16 protein-coding genes are annotated in these 17,485 nt (G+C 33.2%); 9 read left to right on the top strand and 7 right to left on the bottom strand.

Annotation, left to right across the window (positions count from 1 at the left end):
• Positions 1–71 precede the first annotated feature (71 nt).
• Positions 72–794 (top strand): hypothetical protein, encoded by a 723-nt coding sequence (locus tag Q1A60_RS11395; protein WP_299765668.1) that lies wholly within the window; start codon positions 72–74, stop codon positions 792–794.
• Positions 795–1,307, top strand: a complete 513-nt coding sequence (locus Q1A60_RS11400; protein ID WP_299765670.1) for a DUF2007 domain-containing protein — start codon at positions 795–797, stop codon at positions 1,305–1,307.
• A gap of 2 nt (positions 1,308–1,309) precedes the next feature.
• On the opposite strand, the gene Q1A60_RS11405 is transcribed toward Q1A60_RS11400, so the two are convergent.
• Complete coding sequence (locus Q1A60_RS11405; protein ID WP_299765672.1) at positions 1,310–2,929, bottom strand: ABC-F family ATP-binding cassette domain-containing protein; 1,620 nt, start codon at positions 2,927–2,929, stop codon at positions 1,310–1,312.
• A gap of 307 nt (positions 2,930–3,236) precedes the next feature.
• On the opposite strand from Q1A60_RS11405, the gene Q1A60_RS11410 reads away from it, so the two are divergent.
• Positions 3,237–4,610, top strand: a complete 1,374-nt coding sequence (locus Q1A60_RS11410; protein ID WP_299765674.1) for a thioredoxin-like domain-containing protein — start codon at positions 3,237–3,239, stop codon at positions 4,608–4,610.
• Between the two features lie 126 nt (positions 4,611–4,736).
• Here Q1A60_RS11410 and fsa read toward each other — a convergent pair whose 3' ends face one another.
• A complete protein-coding gene (fsa, locus tag Q1A60_RS11415; protein WP_299765676.1) occupies positions 4,737–5,393 on the bottom strand; it encodes a fructose-6-phosphate aldolase in 657 nt (218 codons plus the stop codon).
• A 98-nt stretch (positions 5,394–5,491) separates the two neighbouring features.
• Positions 5,492–6,295: an SDR family oxidoreductase gene (locus Q1A60_RS11420; RefSeq protein WP_299765678.1), complete on the bottom strand. Its 804-nt coding sequence runs from the start codon at positions 6,293–6,295 to the stop codon at positions 5,492–5,494.
• A 171-nt stretch (positions 6,296–6,466) separates the two neighbouring features.
• Between Q1A60_RS11420 and Q1A60_RS11425 the strand changes: the two genes are divergently transcribed.
• Positions 6,467–6,907 (top strand): hypothetical protein, encoded by a 441-nt coding sequence (locus Q1A60_RS11425; protein ID WP_299765680.1) that lies wholly within the window; start codon positions 6,467–6,469, stop codon positions 6,905–6,907.
• 22 nt (positions 6,908–6,929) lie between these two features.
• Here Q1A60_RS11425 and Q1A60_RS11430 read toward each other — a convergent pair whose 3' ends face one another.
• The 3 genes from Q1A60_RS11430 to Q1A60_RS11440 form a co-directional block, all read right to left on the bottom strand.
• Positions 6,930–7,376 (bottom strand): thioredoxin family protein, encoded by a 447-nt coding sequence (locus tag Q1A60_RS11430; RefSeq protein WP_299765682.1) that lies wholly within the window; start codon positions 7,374–7,376, stop codon positions 6,930–6,932.
• 123 nt (positions 7,377–7,499) lie between these two features.
• The gene (locus tag Q1A60_RS11435; RefSeq protein WP_299765684.1) at positions 7,500–8,132 is read right to left on the bottom strand and encodes an NAD(P)H-dependent oxidoreductase; all 633 of its coding nucleotides are present in this window, start codon (positions 8,130–8,132) and stop codon (positions 7,500–7,502) included.
• Between the two features lie 159 nt (positions 8,133–8,291).
• Positions 8,292–8,543 carry a type B 50S ribosomal protein L31 gene (locus Q1A60_RS11440; RefSeq protein WP_089372536.1) on the bottom strand — a complete coding sequence of 84 codons (252 nt, stop codon included), beginning with the start codon at positions 8,541–8,543 and terminating at the stop codon, positions 8,292–8,294.
• Positions 8,544–8,728: 185 nt separating this feature from the next.
• Here Q1A60_RS11440 and Q1A60_RS11445 point away from each other — a divergent pair, with 185 nt between their 5' ends.
• Together Q1A60_RS11445 and Q1A60_RS11450 are read left to right on the top strand one after the other, a co-directional pair.
• Positions 8,729–9,241: a DUF4199 domain-containing protein gene (locus tag Q1A60_RS11445; RefSeq protein ID WP_299765686.1), complete on the top strand. Its 513-nt coding sequence runs from the start codon at positions 8,729–8,731 to the stop codon at positions 9,239–9,241.
• Between the two features lies 1 nt (position 9,242).
• Entirely contained in the window at positions 9,243–10,184 is a 942-nt protein-coding gene (locus Q1A60_RS11450; RefSeq protein ID WP_299765688.1) for a glycosyltransferase family 2 protein, read from the top strand.
• A 7-nt stretch (positions 10,185–10,191) separates the two neighbouring features.
• Here Q1A60_RS11450 and Q1A60_RS11455 read toward each other — a convergent pair whose 3' ends face one another.
• Positions 10,192–12,843: a T9SS type B sorting domain-containing protein gene (locus Q1A60_RS11455; protein ID WP_299765691.1), complete on the bottom strand. Its 2,652-nt coding sequence runs from the start codon at positions 12,841–12,843 to the stop codon at positions 10,192–10,194.
• 137 nt (positions 12,844–12,980) lie between these two features.
• Here Q1A60_RS11455 and Q1A60_RS11460 point away from each other — a divergent pair, with 137 nt between their 5' ends.
• The 3 genes from Q1A60_RS11460 to Q1A60_RS11470 all read left to right on the top strand — a co-directional run bounded on the left by Q1A60_RS11460 (position 12,981) and on the right by Q1A60_RS11470 (position 17,478).
• Positions 12,981–14,708 (top strand): phospho-sugar mutase, encoded by a 1,728-nt coding sequence (locus tag Q1A60_RS11460; protein WP_299765693.1) that lies wholly within the window; start codon positions 12,981–12,983, stop codon positions 14,706–14,708.
• Between the two features lie 55 nt (positions 14,709–14,763).
• Entirely contained in the window at positions 14,764–16,593 is a 1,830-nt protein-coding gene (locus tag Q1A60_RS11465) for an ABC transporter ATP-binding protein (protein WP_299765695.1), read from the top strand.
• 327 nt (positions 16,594–16,920) lie between these two features.
• A complete protein-coding gene (locus tag Q1A60_RS11470; RefSeq protein WP_299765697.1) occupies positions 16,921–17,478 on the top strand; it encodes a sigma-70 family RNA polymerase sigma factor in 558 nt (185 codons plus the stop codon).
• Positions 17,479–17,485 lie beyond the last annotated feature (7 nt).

Below are 17,485 nucleotides of genomic sequence, written 5' to 3' on the forward strand. Positions count from 1 at the left end.
AACCTGAAGAGCTGTTTCTTTTGAATATTGACAAATACAGGAAAACTATGTATCTTTAAAATAAAAAGAAAATGCTACTTCAACGTACTAATATCCAAGAGAAATTACTCAAAGAGCGTAATAAAATAGGGACAGGAGATGATATATTAGCTCAAGTACATCGTGTTTTTGAAGAAGACCGCTTTCGCGAAAGCGGAATTTTAGATGTCTTAAAAGGAGTTCAAAAAGAAGATAGTGTACCATTTACTATCGATCTTCTCGATAAAGACCGAATCTTTCACAGTAAACAAATCAAAAAGATTTGCATTAACTATCGCTTACGATTTTTGGATACGAAATACTTTAAAGGGAAATATCCACAAGGTGCTTTAGATGAAATTAAATACCTAGAAAATAAACATAACACCCTATTAAGTAATTTTAAGATTATAGCCCCTTCAAAAATGTTTGTACTTGAAAAAGCAGATGATCCTTTGCTTTTTGCTCCTATGGGAAATGGGTATTATTATTTGATACATAAATGGGGAAATGATCTTCACCCTTTACGAAAGTTATTGATGTGGCCTTATAAGTCTTTTGAAAATTTAATCGTTTTCATCATATTAGTAAGTATACTTGCAACAGCCCTTATACCTGATGGATTATTTACTAAAGAACAAGATTTTTCTCAAGACATTATGGTATTCTTTTTTATGTTTAAATCTATTGCTGCCGTTGTTTTATTTTATGGGTTTGCATTAGGTAAAAACTTTAATACAGCTATCTGGAATAGCAAATATGACAAAACACGTTAGATGAATATATTACCAAAATCTCAATACGAAAAGATTTTTAATGGTTCTCAAATTACCACACAACATATAAAGCTTGTGTTGGAAGAAGCAGGTATTTCTAGTATTATTAGAGATGATGGACAAAGCGCTTTACGAGGTGGCTTTGGTGTGGCTCATACAAATGATGTTACACTCCTTGTAAATAAGAAAGATGTTCTGAAGGCGAAACACATTGTCACTAGCACTTTAGAAAAAATAGAAACCGAAAAAATCTCTGATCAAGACCTAGAAGCATTATCGCAACAAAATGATCCTGTTATTTCTATGACGAAACCTGCACAAAAAAAAGAGACCTATCGTAGATCTCCTTTTAATTTATTTATAAATGTTGCACTTATTATATATTCAGCTTGGAGACTCTCTCCTTTACTTAAGGGCGAAACACTCTCTACATTACGTATTGTTGCAAGCTCTGGTATTATTATTTTTTGTACTTGGACAGTTATTTCCCATTTTTCACAAAAAAAAGCATAGTACTAGTTATACATACTAGCACGTAGTTCTTTTATTTTAGCATCGCTCATATATTCATCAAATGTCATATAGCGATCTATAACTCCTTTTGGTGTAAGTTCTATCACTCTATTCCCTACCGTTTGTGCAAACTCATGATCATGTGTTGTTAGCATTACGGTTCCTTTAAAGTTTTTCAAGGCATTATTAAATGCTGTAATTGACTCAAGATCTAAGTGGTTTGTAGGTTCATCTACCATTAAGATATTAGCACGTTTCATCATCATTTTACTGATCATACAACGTACTTTCTCTCCTCCTGATAGTACATTAGATTTCTTTAATGCTTCTTCTCCACTAAAAATCATTTTTCCTAAGAAGCCACGTAAATGCACTTCTTCTCTTTCTTCTTCCGTTTGTGCGTATTGACGTAACCAATCTACCAAGTTAAGATCTGCCGATTGGAAATACTCAGCATTATCTAAAGGAAGGTATGATTGTGTTGTTGTGATTCCCCATGAGAAATCACCACTATCTGCCTTTTGTCTTTCATTGATGATTTCATAAAATGCAGAAGTAGCTCTACTATCTCTAGAAAACAACACTGCTTTATCACCTTTAGCTAGGTTGATATCTATATTCTTAAATAACGTTTCGCCGTCAATAGAAGCAGCTAATCCATTTGCATTAAATATTTGGTCTCCGGCTTCACGGTCGCGATCAAATATAATACCTGGGTAACGTCTACTTGAAGGTTTGATTTCTTCGATATTTAACTTATCGATCATTTTCTTACGAGAGGTTGCTTGTTTTGATTTTGCAACATTGGCACTAAAACGAGCAATAAATTCCTGTAATTCTTTTTTCTTTTCCTCTGCTTTTTTGTTTTGCTGAGCTCTTTGTCTAGCCGCTAATTGAGAGGACTCATACCAGAATGTATAATTACCACTGTAATGTGTAATTTTATTATGATCTATATCTGATATATGTGTACATACGGCATCTAAAAAGTGTCTATCATGCGATACCACAATTACACAGTTATCATAATTTGCTAAGAAATGTTCTAACCAATTAATCGTTTCATAATCTAGATCATTGGTAGGCTCATCCATAATAAGTACATCAGGATTTCCAAATAATGCTTGAGCAATCAACACACGTACACGTTGTTTTCCATCAAGATCTGCCATTAATGTATAATGAAACTCTTCTTTTATTCCTAAATTAGAAAGCATTGCTGCTGCATCGCTATCGGCATTCCACCCATTCATTTCATCAAATTGCAATTGCAATTCTCCTATACGGTCTGCATTTTCATCAGAATAGTCTGCATATAAAGCATCTATTTCTTTTTTAATAGTATACAAGGGTTTATTACCCATCACTACAGTTTCTAAAACATTGTACTCATCATATGCATAATGATTTTGTTCTAGAACAGACATACGCTTACCCGGCTCTAGATGTACGTGTCCAGAAGTAGCATCTTGTTTTCCAGAAAGGATTTTAAGAAACGTAGATTTCCCAGCACCATTGGCACCAATAATACCATAACAATTACCAGAAACAAAAGATGTATTTACTTCGTCAAATAAAACACGTTTCCCAAACTGTACCGATAAATTAGAAACTGAAAGCATAGTCTATATCTATTTATATTTTTAAGCCTGCAAAAATACCGATAATTAAAGAGATTGTGAAGTAGATTTGAAAGTATACGAGTATTATTTTTTGTTTTTGTGTAAAAATAAATAGGACAAGCCCTACGTATGGTTGTAAAGTCTAATTATTTAGATAAAATGATATGCGTTTTAACTTCTAATTAACAACACTATTTCTACGTAAAAGTTACATTTGAAAGTTAATCTGTAAAATATCATAGTTATCACCTACACTCAACGACATACCACTTTTATAGGAATTATCCCCGTTCTCTTATCGCTATTTGTGTTAAGTGCTTGTGACACGACAAAAAAAGACACCGCAAATGGCACTTATATTGGTGGAGAAGTTATCAATCCTAAGAGGGATCACATATTGCTTCAAAAAGATGATAAAATTATAGATACCATCCCTTTAGATGCTCATAATCGTTTTTTGTATGAGTTTAAAGACTTTGAAACTGGACTATATAGATTTTGGCATAGAGAGCATCAACTTATCCATATTGAGCCTGGAGATAGCATTATGATGCGTGTAAATACACTAGAGTTTGATGAATCGCTTAGTTTTTCGGGGAAAGGCTCTGAACGAAGCAACTTTTTATTAGATATGTATCTTAATTGGGAGTTAGAAAATGAAGGTTTTACGCAACATTATCAAAAAGAACCCGAAGACTTTGAGGCATTATTAGATTCTATGCATCAAGTACGCTTACATAAATTAAATAAGTTTTATCAAAAACACGATGATATTTCTGATAGCTTCAAAGAAATCGCAGAAGCAACTGTCAACTTTGATAATTATCAACGTAAGGAAAGTTATCCGTTTTCTCATTATAAGAAAAATGACAAACTTACCTTTATTGATGAATTGCCGTCAGACTTTTATAGCTTTCGCGAAAGCATAAACATTAACAATCCAAACTTAAGAGATTTATATCCCTACCAACGGTATTTGAATGCTTTTTTAGATCATCAATCGTATAAAGAGTATTGCCAAGAGCAATCCTACAATACCGTCTCCTTTTTACACAATTACAACGAGATAAAAGTTATCGATAAATACATTGAAAATCCTGAGCTAAAAGACATGAAGTTGTTTAGGACAGCAAGAATATTTATTGCAAATAGTAATGACAAGAAAAGTGTTGATGAAATTTTCAGTCTACTTTCTACATCTATCACTTCTCCAGAGGTGAAGATGAACGTAGAAAAACTATATGATTCTCATAAGAAAATGGAAGCTGGTAATATTATTCCAGATCTTATGCTTGTAGATGCAGAACAGCGTATGGTAACACTCTCTAGTAGAATTCAAAAGCCTACAGTACTTTATTTCTGGTCTTATAATAATCATATGCATCTTGAGGAATCGCATAAAAAAGCAAAGGACTTACAATCAAAATATCCTGAATTTAATTTTATAGGCGTCAATGTAAATGATGAAAATGATAAGTGGGTAAAACACATTAGACAGCATAAATTTAACTCTTCTATGGAGTATCGATTTGACGATGCAAGAAAAGCAAGAATATCATTAGTGATCAATGATTTGAGTAAAACAATTGTATTAGACAGGAAAGGTAAAATATTAAATAGTCATGCTAACATTCACCGTACGGATTTTGAAAATGAGCTTCTAGCCTATCTTAATAAATAAACTGCCTCGAGACACCTAGAAGTATTAAACCTTTGGCGGCACCAATAAAATCTTGCTTAATAACATACAAAAGCCGATTCAAAATTTGAATCGGCTTTTGTATATATACCTAGAAATAGTAATGGTTTAGTTATTTCCTTTCTTATAATCTGCTAAAAACTTTGCAAGACCTATATCTGTAAGAGGGTGCTTTAGCAATCCTTCTATAGATGATAATGGTCCTGTCATAACATCTGCTCCTATTTTTGCGCAATCTATTACGTGCATTGTGTGACGTACAGAAGCTGCTAAGATTTCTGTCTCAAAAGCATAGTTATCATATATATGGCGAATTTCTGCAATAAGGTTAAGGCCATCTGTAGAGATATCATCAAGACGTCCTATAAATGGAGATACATATGTTGCGCCTGCTTTTGCTGCTAGGATTGCTTGACCTGCAGAAAACACAAGAGTTACGTTGGTACGAATTCCTTTATCACTAAAATATTTACAAGCCTTTATCCCGTCTTTAATCATAGGTAATTTTACCACAATTTGATCGTGTAATGCAGCTAATTCTTCACCTTCTTTTACCATTGCATCATATTCTGTTGCGATGACTTCTGCACTAACATCTCCATCAACGATATTACATATATCAACATAATGTTTTAAGATATTATCACGACCAGTAATGCCTTCCTTTGCCATAAGTGAAGGGTTTGTCGTTACACCGTCTAGTACGCCAAGGTCTTGTGCTTCTTTAATTTGAGCAAGGTTTGCGGTATCAATAAAAAATTTCATAAGATAGAGTGTTATTGTTTTATTTTTTGCAAAAATAGGTAAAGAAATAATCCTAATATATACGTGTGGTTTTAATTTATCTCACACTTATGCACAATCTATAATTTATAATGATTCAAAAGTAATTTTTCATACCAAGTATCTGGCAATATGCGCTTAAGTGCTATGCTAAATTTTTGCATAAAAAACCCAACGCGATAGTGAACTTTAGGATTCTTAGAAAGCATAATACGATGTACTACTTTTGCCATCACTTCTGTATCCATTCCTGCATCTACATGCTCATCCATTAATCGTAATGTATTTCCGTAGTTTTCTTTATATGGAGAATCATCCAAAATCGGAGCATGATAACGTCCCGCAGCAATATTGGTTGCAAAATCTCCAGGAGCTACTGTTGTCATCTTCACATTAAACTCTTTAAGCTCCATACGGTATGCCTCTGTTGTAATACCAAGCGCTCCTTTTGTAGCACTATAGATTCCTCTATAAGGCAATCCCATATACCCCGCTATGGATGTAACATTAATAATCATACCACTACGTTGTGCACGCATAGATGGCAATACAGCCTTTATGACTTCTAAGGCCCCAAAATAATTTGTTTCAAAGACACGTCTTACCTCGTTATCTGGAGTTTCTTCTAACGGTCCTGTGATTCCCATTCCTGCATTATTAATGACATAATCAATGCGATCTTGCTCTTTAAGTATGGTTTGAATAGCATTTGTGATAGAATCGTGATCGGTAACATCTAAAGAGACCATACGCACCTTTCCATCTGTAGTTGCTTTTGGATTACGACTTGTTCCATATACGGTATACCCTTTATCAGCAAGGTAATGCGCTATTGCTTTTCCAATTCCAGAAGATGCACCAGTTATTAAAACGACCTTAGACATGTGTATTTCATTTAAGCGCAAATATCAAACTACACACATCAATATGCAAATTATACATAAAAGGATTATAGAGAACAAACAATATATTTTCAAAACGCCTTAAAAAAGACTCATAAACAAATACTTACAAAGATATCGTATCTTAAGTAGACATACTAAAACCATACGTCAATGAAAACTCCTTACCTAAAAGATAATCGATTGTATGAAGTAATTGGTTTAATTCAAGTATTAGCTTTTGATATAGATACTAGTAGATCAGAAACAGGTATCGCTAGCGAGCTATCTCAAAAACCAATAAGTGGAAGTTCTTGGATACAAATAGCTACAGAACATCCTAAGCTATTTAGAGTAAGATCTGGAACAAACCAAAAAAAGAGAGCTGCCTTAATTTCAAGATATGTTTTAGAATATGAAGATCATGAGGAACACTCAAAAGGAAAAAGACCTCCTTTAGATCCTAATTTAGTTACAAAATTAATAGATACAGCTATTGAGCTTCATGATAGGCAATTGCAAAGAAAAGAAAAATGGAAAGTGATTGTCCCTATGTTAGTTGCTGTAATTGCAGCTATAGCAGCCATTACATCTGCATTTATTGGAAATTCATAAAAAATTAAAAAAATAGAACCTATTACTTAATAGCACGTGCTTTATCCAAAAAAGCAAAGTAACCACTTGTATCCCTTAACATACTATATGCAGAAATACTTTCTTTGACTTTACCATTTGCATCCATAGCCAATAACGTAGGAAACGCCCCTTCTTTATTGTATTTTTTCTGAAGTTCTTTATTTTTTTTAAACTGTTCTGGTGTTAGAATATCTTCTCTAAAAGGAACATCGACTTCAAGTAGTACAAAATCTGTTGATTGCTTTAGAAATGTTGGATTTTGCCAAAAATCTTTTTTCAGCATCTTACAAGGACCACACCAATCGCTTCCTGTAAAATACATTAAAATAGGTTTGTTTGTTTTTTTTGCTACTTTTTTTGCTTGATCAAAATCAGTAAGCCATGTAGCTTCTTGAGCATTTGAAACAGTAACTATAGCAAAACAAAGAATAAATAATAAGCGCTTCATGATAGGATTATTATATCAACAAATTTAAAGTTTTATATGAAATCAGCAAACCCAATAAAGAGTTGATCGATTTCTATTACTCAAAATAACAAGAATCTTGCCAAAATATTGTTAGTCTTTTATTTAAATTTCAATCACTGCATCAGATAATGTCTTTCGTACTTTCTTAAAATCAGCAAACATATCATCTGTTGCACGATACCCTATAGGCATCACCAAAACAGAAGAGAGACCTTTTTCCGAAAGATTCAAAAGTGCATCATAACTTTCAGAATCAAAACCTTCCATAGGACATGCATCTATTTTTTCTATAGCACATATGGTCAACAAATTACCCATTGCTAAATACGCTTGCTTTGTAGCCCAATTCTCTATAGCTTCGATAGACTCTTTTTCAAAATGACCATATAGATAGTCTCTAAACGGTTTTAAAATTTCATCGGGTGTATCTCTTGTCTTTTTAACATTATCAAAATAAGCTTCGATATAAGACTTATCAATATTTTTTTCAATACAGAAAACAAGTACATGAGAAGCATCAGAAACTTGCTGTTGATTCATAGATACAGGAACCAATTCATCTTGTAATTTTTGATCATGTATCACGAGTAGTTTAACAGGCTGTAAACCAAAACTAGATGCGGTAAGATTAAACGCATTCTTAATAAGAGTTACTTTCTCTGCTGTAAGATGACGCGTTGCATCAAACTTTTTTGTAGCATAACGCCACTGAAGTGCTTCTAATATTTGTGACATAATTATACGTATTAGGAACTACAAAGATACTATCAGACACCTATATAATAAGAATCTATAGATAGTAAAAACTAATAGTGGTATTTAGAATAAAAGAGTATAGAACTAAAAAAACCCTCCAAAATAAGGAGGGCTTTAGTATATAATATGTATGCAAGCTTATTTTTTAAACTTAGCATATTTGTTTTTGAATTTATCAATACGACCAGCAGTATCTACTAACTTAGCTTTTCCAGTATAGTAAGGATGAGAAGTTCTAGAAATTTCTAGTTTGATAAGTGGATACTCCGTTCCATCAACTTCTATCGTTTCTTTAGTGTCGGCAGCAGATTTTGTTAAAAACACTTCATCATTTGACATGTCTTTAAATGCAACTAATCTATAATTTTCTGGGTGTATACCTTGTTTCATCTCTTAACGCTATTATTAATGCTCGATTTTTCGAGGTGCAAATTTACATATAAATAAGTTATTTGCAAATTTAAAAACATAAAAATACACTTAAAAAATCGATTTTATGAATTTTAATCTTACAATGTAACGTTTTGGTATCTTTGTATACAAATGTAACCATAACCAACACCTCTCAAAAAACTATGGAAAATATAAAATTAAATGTTCAAAAATATGCTTTAGGTTTAGGACTAGTTGCTGGGGTTACTAGAATTCTAATTGATGTCATCCCTAAAACTTTAGATTTATCTCCAGTAGCATGGTACTCTACGTACGCTATAGCATTTATTCTTGAAATTATATTTATAGTTTATGCAATTAGAAAGTTTAAAAAATCAAACGGATCTTTAAACTTAGGTGAAGCTGTCAGAGTTGGTGTAATAATTATGCTAGTTTTAGGTTTACTTTTCACAAGTTTTGCTTATATCTATGACAATTTTATAGATACAGAATTTACAATGCGCAAAACTATTGAGTTTATGGAAAGTTTTAATCCGGATGGAGTTGAACAAATAGAAGCTCAATTTGCAGATGCAAATGAAAATAAGGCTAAATCTTTATTAGGAATATTAACTTATACACTGTATTTTGTATTCATAGGAGCTGTAATTTCATTAATTGCTGGTGCAGCAATGCGTACAAAAGAACCTCAATAATATGCAACTATCTGTTGTTATCCCCTTGCTCAATGAGCAAGAATCTTTAAAAGAATTACACCATTGGCTTTCAGAAGTACTGGAAGCCAATGGTTTTTCATATGAAATCCTATTTATTGATGACGGAAGTACCGATCAATCGTGGGATGAGATTTATACGCTTTCGCGAAAGCATACACAAGTAAAAGCCATTCGGTTCAGTAAAAACTACGGGAAGTCACAGGCATTACACGCAGGTTTTAAAGCCGCACAAGGAGATGTGATTATTACCATGGATGCCGATTTACAAGATAATCCCGAAGAAATTCCTGAGTTATATAAAATGATCACAGAAGAAGGATATGACTTAGTGTCTGGATGGAAAAAGAAGAGATATGACTCTGTTATTGCTAAAAATTTACCTAGCAAATTATTTAATGCTGCAGCTCGTAAAACTAGCGGATTAAAATTACACGATTTTAATTGTGGCCTGAAAGCATATAAAAAAGATGTTATAAAAACTGTAGATGTCTATGGAGAAATGCATCGCTATATACCAGTATTAGCAAAAAATGCTGGCTTCTCTAATATTGGAGAGAAAGTAGTTCAACATCAAGCTCGTAAATATGGAACTACCAAGTTTGGGATGGAACGCTTTATCAATGGGTTTTTAGATTTATTAACTATTTGGTTTCTTTCAAGATTTGCCAAAAGACCTATGCATCTTTTTGGAGCGTTAGGTGTTTTTATGTTCTTTATAGGGTTTTGCTTTTCTCTTTATCTAGGTATCGATAAATTATTTATAAACCCAGAAGGGCGTTTAATTACTGATCGGCCTCAATTTTATATTGCTTTAGTTGCTATGCTTATCGGTGTACAGTTATTTATAGCTGGATTTATTGGAGAACTCTTACAACGATCTTCTAAGGATAAAGAACGTTATCAAATTAAAGAAACCTTATAAGGCTTGATTAACGACGCCTTATTAATGTAAAGTGTCCATAATATTCTGCACCTTCATAGTTGATACGGTACCAATACGCATTTGTAGGCATTAAAACACCGGCATACGTACCATCCCAGCCTTTATCGTTATAATCCATCGCATAAAGTAGTTTCCCAAATCTATCAAATATAGACACTTCCATTCCTTGATAGTCTAGTGCCTGATTTACATGCCAGAAATCATTATACCCATCATTATTAGGTGTAAAATAACGCGGTGCACCTCGTACTAATAGGAGTTCATTTATAGTATTACAGTTATCTTCTGCCATTACGACTAGATTATAATAACCCGGAGCTATATCATTAAATACGGGAGATGTTTGAAATGTTAATCCACCATCTATAGAATACAACAGATTTGGATTATTATTTTCATTAGTAATAACGATACTATTGTATTGTTGAAAATCATTTATGGTATACGTAATATTTATTGCATCTGCATCAACGACAAAAAATGTAGCTCTATCTTCACAACCACCATTATTAGCGACTACTATTTCATAGTTCCCTGTTTCAAAAACAGTAATAGATGGTGTCATTTCTCCCGTAGACCATAGATAGGAGCTAAACTCATCAGAGACAGACAAAATAACCCCTTGTTCTTCATCACATAAAATGATTTCTTCATTAAACAATTCAGGTGTTTCTAATATAAAAAGTTCTATAAAACCTATCGCTAAACAACCTAGTTCACTTTCAACTCTATAATAAAGCCCAGGAAATCCCTGAAAGGAATCTATAGGCGCTATAAACACATTATTATTTTCAGATATAGCATCTTCTGCTGATGTATATAATTTTATAGAAAGGTTTGGAAAATCTACTTCTAATTCTTCAAGTATTTCTTCTATTACTATAAATATATCTTCTTGACTTCCTACAATATCACAAACCTCTCTAAATCTATCTTCTGGATTAGAGCCATCTTGAATAACAAGATTAATTTGACCAACAAAAAAACAATCAAATGAAATATCTACTCGTGTATAAATGATTTGACCATTCATTATGCTTTCATAAAAAGTAGGATTGGTTATACTATTTTCATTGTTTTGCGCATCTACAAATGAATTAAAAAATTGAGCATTAAAAAATTCAGGTACACTTTGATTTTGGGTATCAAAAAATAAAGAAATTGCTTCTTCTAAATTAAAAAAGCCCGTATCTCCTCCGTCTAGATTACATTGTAAAAGCGTTACATCTAAAACTTCTGGTTGTGTAACTATAGGTACTATCTTAGTATACGGTACGACAGTACCGTCTTGAAAAGTTACTGTCGCTACTATATCATAAACTCCAGAATCACTAAATGTATGTGTAGGGTTTATCAATTGTGATGTATTATCTGCACCGCTAGCAGGATCATCAAAATTCCAATCTACACTCAATATCTGCTTGGATGTATTTAATGTAAACGCTGTCATATCACCAGAACATAAATCATCATACTCTATGATATTATTAAAGTAGGATTGCACATATAAAGGCAGACCTATTGAACTTATACCTGCAGATAATCTGAATATATTATTTCCAAATTCTGCATCTAACCCTAAACGATTAGGACGTTTAATGACAGATATAAACTGACTTGTCCTACTGCTATAATAAATTTTACAATCTATTGCCAGTTGTAAAGCTCCTGCAATATCACTAAGGGAATCACTTTCAATCTCCATAAGCAAAAAACTAGTCGCTCCAGGATTTGCGCTATTTAAATCATATTGATATAGAAATATATTACCCGTAAAAAGGCCTTGAGAGAATGGCATTTTTGCACTGGAATATAAAACCTCTGAATTAGAAGAAAATTCTACCCCATAATACACCATACCACTAGCAAGAAATTGTTCATTACTAACGACTCCACTCTGATTATTAAAATCATACAAATAGAGTTCTCCATTAAACTGAGGTTCAAAAATAGCATGAGCCACAGCGAGTCGCTCTCCATCTGGGGAAAGCTTAATAGCTCCTCTTATATTATTAAAGTCATCAATTAAAGGTCCTATGGTAGATGTCACTGGAGCAGATATTCCTGCAGCCGTTACTGAATATGCATAAAATGTATCTAAGTAGTGTGTTACTACCCAATACCCAGAGCCATCGCTTTTAGCAACAGCTGTTAATTTTTCAGATCCTTGAGGCAATAAATTCACATTCTTTTGTGCTGTAACTGCTCCTAATCCTCCTTGTAAACTCATGTCTACAACCGAGTAATTAAGACCTGCCCCAACATCATTTGCTTGATAATATTGAACCGCATCTGATGTGAAAACATAATATAAATTACTATTATTTGGATCAGGAATAATGACAGTGCCATTTGCAGAAGATTTATGGCCTAAAATTCCCCCTCCATTTTGCATTAATATGTAGTCCTTATTAAAAATGGATTCCCCATCAGTATAAAAAAGAAGATTGCCATTCGCATCACTAATACTTGCAGAAGATTCTATCGTATTGATTTCACTTTGGGCATTCGTAACAGGATTCCCTGTATTGAAGGTTAGACCTGCGTTATTTCCAAAAATCCAATTTGCAGCTTCTCGTTGCGCAGAAATCTGTACTGTAAATAACAGAAAAAAAGAAAGGGATAAAAGATATCTCAAAGTTTTTGGTTGCGTTTTATGTAGTGGTTTTGGTCATCTATGAATTCAAATATCTTCGATATTAAGTATAAAATAGTAATTACCGATAAAAATTAACACAAAAACGTATTTTTGTAGTATAATTTTTATTCTGAAAAATGATTTACCACAAGCCTGAGATTCTCGACAAAGCAAATACTTGGTTAACTGATACTTTTGATACAGAAACCCAAGATGCTATAAAAAACAATATTGCACATAACCCAGAAGAACTTGAAGATAGTTTTTATAAAAACCTAGAATTCGGAACAGGCGGAATGCGCGGTATTATGGGACCAGGCACCAATAGAATAAACAAATATACATTAGGAAAAAATACCCAAGGGCTTTCTAATTACCTTAAAAGAACATTCCCAGACACCGCGATAAAGGTAGCTGTAGCCTATGACTGTAGACATAACAGTAAAGAGCTGGCAAAGGTGGTTGCTGATGTTTTTTCTGCAAATGGTATTTCTGTTTTCTTATTTTCAGATTTACGCCCTACCCCAGAACTTAGTTTTGCTGTCAAGCACTTAGACTGTCAGTGTGGTATTGTACTTACTGCAAGTCATAACCCGCCAGAATACAACGGATACAAGGTCTACTGGGTAGACGGAGGGCAATTAGTACCGCCTCAAGACAAAGAAATTATTCAAGAAATAGAAGGATTAGATTTTAAAGATATTCAGTTTCAAGAACAAGCAGATCGTATTACATATATAGATAAAGAAGTGGACAAGGCTTTTATAGATGCTAGTGTTGCTAACGTAACATCAGATGTAAATGTGAATCAAAAAGAAGCCCTTTCTATTGTATTTACATCCTTGCATGGGACTTCTATAACACTTGTTCCTGACACATTAAGACAGGCAGGATTTACAAACCTTCATATTGTAGAAGAACAAGCTGTTCCCGACGGAAACTTCCCTACGGTAGCCTCTCCAAACCCTGAAGAATCTTCTGCACTTCAAATGGCCTTAACATTGGGAGAAGAAAAAAATGCAGATATCGTTATTGGAACAGATCCTGATTGTGATCGATTAGGAATTGCGGTACGAGGTGATGATGGAAAGCTAGCGATTCTTAATGGTAATCAGACCATGATTTTAATGACCGATTATTTATTAGAACGCTTTCGCGAAAGCAAAAACCAATACAATAGCCCTTTTGTAGGATCTACGATTGTATCTACGCCTATGATGGACATCCTAGCGCAATCCTATAATGTAGAGTGCAAAACGGGACTCACAGGTTTTAAATGGATAGCCAAGATGATAAATGATTTTCCTGAACAGCACTTTATTGGAGGTGGCGAAGAGAGTTTTGGATATATGGTTGGAGATTTTGTACGAGACAAAGACGCCGTAACTTCTACTTTACTTGCATGTACCATTGCAGCTAGAGCAAAAGCACAAGGGAAAACATTATATCAGAAATTAAAAGATTTATATGTAAAACACGGTTTTTACAAAGAAGCACTTATTTCATTAGTAAAAAAAGGACAATCTGGCGCAGCCGAGATCAAGCAAATGTTATTGGATTTACGTGAAAATCCAATGAAAGAAATTAACGGTAGTGATGTTGTTCGTGTGGAAGATTACCAATCTCAAACAGCAACAGATAGTAAGACCGGAGCAACAGAACCTATAGATATACCTGCTTCTAACGTACTTATTTATTACACAGAAGATGGAAGCAAAATAGCCGCTAGACCTAGTGGCACTGAACCAAAAGTAAAGTTTTATATCAGTGTTCAAGCACCTCTAAATAGCCTAGATGATTATGACACAATTTCAGCACAACTAGACGAACGTATTGCTGGCATAAAAAATGCGTTAGGCGTATAAACTAATTTTGCTTTCCTGCTTGCCGGCAGGCAGGCGCGAAAGCGTAACACTTCTTATGAATTACTTTAAAAAGATTCTGCGCTTTGCGCTTCCCTATAAAAAGTATGGGATTTTAAATATTATTTTTAATATACTCTATGCGCTTTTTGGTACGCTGTCATTTATATCACTAATACCAATGCTTACAGTTCTTTTAAAGCAAGTAGACCCAATTAGAGTTAAACCTGTATATGAGACAGCAAAATCGACTAAAGCATTTCTAGAAGATAGCCTCAATTACTTTATAAATACTAAAGTAGATGAACATGGAGAAGTATATGTACTAGGAATTATGGTTGGGATTGTCATTGTTGTATTCTTCCTTAAAAATCTCTTCGGGTATTTAGCCAATTTCTTTATTACTTACTTGCGTAATGGTGTTTTAAAAGATATTAGAGATGTGATGTATAAACGCATATTAAACTTAAATCTTAGTTTTTATTCAGAAAAACGTAAAGGAGATACTATTGCCAGAATTACATCAGATGTTTTAGAAGTACAGCATTCTTTCTTATCTATACTAGAACTTTTTGTGAGAGAACCACTTAATATTATTTTTGCAATAGGGAGTATGATTTTTATAAGTGCAAAGCTTACTTTATTTGTATTTATTTTTATCCCAGTAGCTGGACTCATTATCTCTCGCATAGGAAAAACCCTTAAAAAGAAATCTAATCAAGTACAAACAGAACAAGGATACTTTCTTTCTCTTGTAGAAGAAACTCTTGCTAATTTAAAAATAATTAAAGGATTTAGCGCAGAAGAGCGTCTGCAAGAAAAGTTTGAAACATCTACAGAACGTTTTAAGAACTATAGCAATGGCCTCACACATAGACAAAACTTAGCCTCTCCTGTGAGTGAGTTCTTAGGAATTACCGTTATAGGAACCTTACTATGGTATGGAGGAAATATGGTTTTAAATGTAGATTCTGGATTGAATGGGGCTACATTTATTGCATATATGGGACTTGCGTATCAAATACTAACTCCCGCAAAGGCTATTGCAAAAGCAAGTTATTCTGTAAAGAAAGGAGATGCAGCCGCAGCACGAATTTTAGAAATTATTGAAACAGAAACAGAGATTCAAGATGCACCAAATGCAAAAATGGCTGCTGCATTTTCTAAAGAGATTACGATAGAAAATATCTCTTTTAAATACGATCAAGAAACTGTTTTAGATAATTTTTCACTAAAAGTTCCTAAAGGACACACCGTTGCTCTGGTTGGACAGTCTGGTTCTGGTAAAAGTACTATTGCAAACTTGGTAACACGTTTTTATGATGTGCATAAAGGAACTATTAAACTAGATGGTATCCCTATTAAAGAAATTACTAAAAAGTCACTTCGTGATCAAATGGGACTTGTAACACAAGACGCAATCCTCTTTAATGATAGTATTAAAAAGAATGTCAATCTTGGTAAAGAAAATGCCACAGATGAAGAAATCATAGATGCTTTAAAAATTGCCAATGCTTGGGAGTTTGTTAAAGAATTACCTGAAGGCATAAATACCAATATAGGTGACGGTGGTGGCAAATTAAGCGGAGGTCAAAAACAGCGTTTATCTATAGCTAGAGCTGTATTAAAAAACCCGCCTATTATGATTTTAGATGAGGCAACTTCTGCTCTCGATACAGAAAGCGAACGCTTAGTTCAAAAAGCATTAGAAAATATGATGCAGAATAGGACTTCTATTGTAATTGCACACCGTTTATCTACGATTCAAAATGCAGATCAAATTGTTGTGATGCAAAAAGGAATTATTGTAGAACAAGGAAAACATCAAGAGTTACTAGATAAAAAAGGAGTTTATAGCAATTTAGTTGCCATGCAATCTTTTGAATAAAAAAAAGCTACTTTTAAAAAAAGTAGCTTTTCTCAGGTTAAGTGTAAGTTTTATTGATATCACATTTGGGGCTCGCGATATCAAAAAACATATCAAAATAAAATCAACATATGAATTTGGGGTTTCAGTAGGTCGATCATCGTTCAATGATGGTTCAAATATAATATGAGTTTTTTAAATAACAAAGAAAAATATGCACTTTATCCGAAAAAATATGCTTTTTATCGATGTTTTAAATAATCAAACACCCATAACTCGCTCATTATCAATGAAAAATTAATATTTCTTTAAGATTAAACTTTTTCAAAAAAAAGGAGTCAAAGTATTGTGATACATACCCAAATATCAGAAAGTCAACTTATAGAAGACCTAAAAAGGCAACCCAATCGTGTTGCTTTCAATACCTTGGTACAACAATATCAAGAGCGTCTTTATTGGCATATCCGTCAAATGGTAAAAAATCATGAAGATACTGATGACGTTTTACAGAATGTATTTATTAAAGTGCACCGTAGTATTCATTCTTTTAAAGGAGAGAGTAAATTATATACTTGGTTGTATAGAATTGCAACTAATGAAGCGATTACATTTCTCAATAAACGAGCAAAGCAATATCAAATATCTAGTGAGGATTTACAAGAAAGACTTATAAATTCTTTAGAAAGTGATCCCTATTTTGAAGGAGATGAAATTCAGATTAAATTACAAAGAGCTATTCAAACGCTACCAGAAAAACAGCAAGCCGTTTTTAGAATGAAATATTTTGAAGATATTACGTATGACGAGATGAGTGAAATAATGGATACTTCTGTAGGCGCTTTAAAAAGTTCGTATCATATTGCAACAAAAAAAATTACAACCTATTTAAAAACATATAGTCAGTAAGCTATAA

Origin of the sequence: uncultured Dokdonia sp., from assembly GCF_947492535.1 — a bacterium.
Taxonomy (GTDB): domain Bacteria; phylum Bacteroidota; class Bacteroidia; order Flavobacteriales; family Flavobacteriaceae; genus Dokdonia.

What these genes read in the sequence shown, in the direction of transcription:
- Q1A60_RS11445 (WP_299765686.1), top strand. Translation starts at nt 8,729, where the DNA reads ATGGAAAATATAAAATTAAATGTTCAAAAATATGCTTTAGGTTTAGGA.
- Q1A60_RS11395 (WP_299765668.1), top strand. Translation starts at nt 72, where the DNA reads ATGCTACTTCAACGTACTAATATCCAAGAGAAATTACTCAAAGAGCGT.
- fsa (WP_299765676.1), bottom strand. Translation starts at nt 5,393, where the DNA reads ATGAAATTTTTTATTGATACCGCAAACCTTGCTCAAATTAAAGAAGCA.
- Q1A60_RS11450 (WP_299765688.1), top strand. Translation starts at nt 9,243, where the DNA reads ATGCAACTATCTGTTGTTATCCCCTTGCTCAATGAGCAAGAATCTTTA.
- Q1A60_RS11400 (WP_299765670.1), top strand. Translation starts at nt 795, where the DNA reads ATGAATATATTACCAAAATCTCAATACGAAAAGATTTTTAATGGTTCT.
- Q1A60_RS11430 (WP_299765682.1), bottom strand. Translation starts at nt 7,376, where the DNA reads ATGAAGCGCTTATTATTTATTCTTTGTTTTGCTATAGTTACTGTTTCA.
- Q1A60_RS11460 (WP_299765693.1), top strand. Translation starts at nt 12,981, where the DNA reads ATGATTTACCACAAGCCTGAGATTCTCGACAAAGCAAATACTTGGTTA.
- Q1A60_RS11435 (WP_299765684.1), bottom strand. Translation starts at nt 8,132, where the DNA reads ATGTCACAAATATTAGAAGCACTTCAGTGGCGTTATGCTACAAAAAAG.
- Q1A60_RS11465 (WP_299765695.1), top strand. Translation starts at nt 14,764, where the DNA reads ATGAATTACTTTAAAAAGATTCTGCGCTTTGCGCTTCCCTATAAAAAG.
- Q1A60_RS11440 (WP_089372536.1), bottom strand. Translation starts at nt 8,543, where the DNA reads ATGAAACAAGGTATACACCCAGAAAATTATAGATTAGTTGCATTTAAA.
- Q1A60_RS11425 (WP_299765680.1), top strand. Translation starts at nt 6,467, where the DNA reads ATGAAAACTCCTTACCTAAAAGATAATCGATTGTATGAAGTAATTGGT.
- Q1A60_RS11420 (WP_299765678.1), bottom strand. Translation starts at nt 6,295, where the DNA reads ATGTCTAAGGTCGTTTTAATAACTGGTGCATCTTCTGGAATTGGAAAA.
- Q1A60_RS11405 (WP_299765672.1), bottom strand. Translation starts at nt 2,929, where the DNA reads ATGCTTTCAGTTTCTAATTTATCGGTACAGTTTGGGAAACGTGTTTTA.